This is a genomic window from Brunnivagina elsteri CCALA 953, assembly GCF_002289455.1.
Classification (GTDB): Bacteria; Cyanobacteriota; Cyanobacteriia; order Cyanobacteriales; family Nostocaceae; genus Brunnivagina; species Brunnivagina elsteri.
Genome location: NZ_NTFS01000573.1, coordinates 1 through 3,148 on the forward strand (window position 1 = coordinate 1; position 3,148 = coordinate 3,148).

Below are 3,148 nucleotides of genomic sequence, written 5' to 3' on the forward strand. Positions count from 1 at the left end.
CTATAAAAATTAAGGAAAAATTAAGGTTGTTGTGTAGGGATACTCCTTTAGGGAGTCGCTGTCGCGATCGCAAGTCTAGCTCCAGGAATTTGGCGTAATTTGTCCATTACCGCAATAACTTGACCATGACTAACGCTTTCATCAGCGCTAATTTCGACTAAAAAATCATTTTGGTTATTACCAGTTAATTTAGTTACTTGCTCAATCAAAGCATCTAAAACCACAGCATTACCATTCAAACTGACTTGTCCGGTTTTTTCAATTGTAACTGTAATTGGTGTGGATTCAGAACGTTGCGGTTGGGTTGTTTCAGCTTTGGGTAAATTAACAGGTAATCCCCCCGTCTTGGTTAAGAATAATGTTGACATAATAAAAAATGTCAAAATTGCAAAAATCACGTCAATCATTGGCACAATATTAATCTGTGCGGGAATATCCGGTTCATCTGGTAGGCGCATATGATTTATCTCCTCGTTCATAACGACGACGGTATAACAATTCTAATTGTCCACCATGTTCTTGAATAAATGCTAGCTGTCGTTGATGAAGTCCTCGGAAAGTATTCGCAAAAAGTAAAGTAAAAATTGCCACAACAAGTCCAAAAGCAGTAGAAACAAGTGCAGCGCTTATTCCTCCAGTAACTCCAGCCGTTTTTGTCCCACCAACATCGCCAAGATTCAGTGATGCAAATGATTCAATTAATCCCAGTACTGTACCTAAAAGTCCGAGTAGAGGAGCAAGGGAAATAATTGTATCGAAAGCAGTCTGGAAGCGTTTTAAGAGAGGAATTTCAGCTTGTGCAGAACATTCTAAAGCGAGTCTAAAATCTTCAGGAGTTGCATCTTCGAGTTCGAGTGCTGCTAAAAAGATGCGAGAAGCTGGTAAATCTGAGTTTTGCCGTAGTTTATCGAGGGTACTAACAACATTGTTATGTCGATAGAGACTGATAACCTCTTTGACAACTCTATCTTGACGACCATTGATTTGCATCCAGAATAGTATACGTTCTAAAATTAATGCGATCGCTAAAATTGAGAACCCCAACAAGGGTAACATGACAATCCAGGTGACAATCCCACCATCTGTAAACAGCTTAATAATCCCCATACCCAATCCCCATAAATTCTAATCCCAGTTTTTCTCGACTCATGGACAAAACTAGTTTAGAGTAACAGATTGCAATTTTACACGTGCAAGGGCAACAATGTTAATTATTAATTGATTGAAATATTATATTCTCTCTGCGTCTTTGCGACTCTGCGTGAAAAAAAACCAAACTGAGAGAATCACAAATAAACCCATATATTATATTCCCTCCGTGTCTTTGCCACTCTGCATGAAAAAATCTAGAATTCGAGAATATAAGTTTTCTAACATTACAAATAATCACCTCCTGAACCATATTTCCAACTATCAATCCAGCGATGCCAGTAATATTGTTGCGATGCTGACATATTTTTGATCCAAGGTTCCAAAGCTGGACTAAATGATGATAAAACTGAATAAATTCCTAAATTAATATAGTGAATTGTCCAATCAAGTAAAGCAATCGAACCAACCTGGGGAACCACCTTAATCACCTCAATTGGATGCAACAAACCCGTTTTAAACAGAGTTTGTGTTAATCCTGAAAATTGAATCACGTCTTGTAAAAATGGCTTTAATACTGGTTCCCCTAGCTTCTGCATTTCCATAAAGACTGCTGAGAGCAACTGATTGATTTGTTGAGGATGAATTTGCTGATTACCACTCACACTCATCGCTTTCTGAAATAACCAAGTTACAGTCAAATTTGGTTGATACGGTTGTAGTAATGACAAAGCTTTCACTGATAACTCATCTGCTTGAAGTGCTTCATAAACACCCAAACTTAACCTTTTTAAATGTCGTACCATTGCCCCAAATCCACCAAAACTCAACGGTGATTGACTCCCACTACTATCACCAGCTGTTATAATGCGATTCCAAGGTGTTTGTAAAGGGCTTTGACGATAGGAAGGAAAAAAACCAAATAATGCACGTTTAATATCAAGCTGATTTAATTCCACACCTTGATAGTCTGGCATTAAATGTAGATAATCCTCAAAAAGAGCTTCTAAATTTAAACGTTGCGGATTTGCATCCATGTAGGTAAACATGTATGTAGTTCTACCATCTTTGGCTGGAAATGCTTCCCAAAAGTACTGACATTGATTTTGCAAAGATGTATTTGATAACAATAAATCCCCGCTACGATTTTCCGGAAAACCACTAGCGCAAGTTCCCACAACTAGACAAAGTGCATCAGGAATATCCCCGTTTCTAGCTTGTTGAGTAATAGGTGAAAAGTGTCCCATAGCATCTATCAAAAGTCTGGTTTTGAATTGATTATTGATAATTACCCCATCTGGATGAACCACTGCTGCATTAAATGGGGTATTTTCAAATAACTTACCATCAGCAGCAAGAAACTTTTGTTTGAGGGTTTCCAGCAAGTAAACTGGATTTACCCCAATATTAAGTACATCTTCAACCCAAACTTCCGTTCCTTCGTGAAAAGCGACTCTTGCGGGGTTATACTCAGTTGCGATCGCATTCTCCAATTCCCCTTCACTCAACAATCCCAACTCAACAAAAACTCCCAACTCATGACGGGAAATATTCCATTCCTGTTCTCTTCCCCGTAAAATTCCCCTCTCAAGTAATGCTACTCGTATTCCCCGACAAGCTAAAGCAGCAGCAATAAGGATTCCTAAAGTACCACCGCAAATTACCACATCCCATTCTACATCACCAAGAGGTTGGGAATTTTCCTTGACGACTTCAGGTACGGGAACACTTCCTGTACGCAAAGAAGCCAAAACCGCATCTGCACGTCGTAATCCTCCTAAAATGTCCCCAGGTAGCTGGGAAAGAATGTCTTCCGTAAGTGACATAGCGAATACCTTTTAAACCAAAATATTGATTAAATCTAATACCTGTCATGGTAATTGAAAGCTTAAGTTACTTGTACGTGCAGTATCTAATCCCAAAATCCTGATAGACAGCAAAGTTTACGAGATATATCACGTCGCTAAATAGACTGACAGTAAAGTAATAATATTGTCAAAATGTTTAGTTTGCTCTAAGCTGATATAAAGGAAAAGTAAGTATATACTGAGGATAATTA

General features: G+C 38.3%; 3 protein-coding genes. All 3 read right to left on the reverse strand.

The features are described 5' to 3' along the window. Positions 1-47 precede the first annotated feature (47 nt). Positions 48-458 carry an ExbD/TolR family protein gene (locus tag CK510_RS28515; RefSeq protein WP_095724853.1) on the reverse strand — a complete coding sequence of 137 codons (411 nt, stop codon included), beginning with the start codon at positions 456-458 and terminating at the stop codon, positions 48-50. Beyond that, entirely contained in the window at positions 442-1,107 is a 666-nt protein-coding gene (locus CK510_RS28520) for a MotA/TolQ/ExbB proton channel family protein (protein ID WP_095724854.1), read from the reverse strand. Before CK510_RS28520 ends, CK510_RS28515 begins: the two co-directional genes overlap by 17 nt. A 269-nt stretch (positions 1,108-1,376) precedes the next feature. Beyond that, entirely contained in the window at positions 1,377-2,915 is a 1,539-nt protein-coding gene (locus tag CK510_RS28525; protein ID WP_095724855.1) for an FAD-dependent oxidoreductase, read from the reverse strand. Between the last annotated feature and the right edge of the window lie 233 nt (positions 2,916-3,148).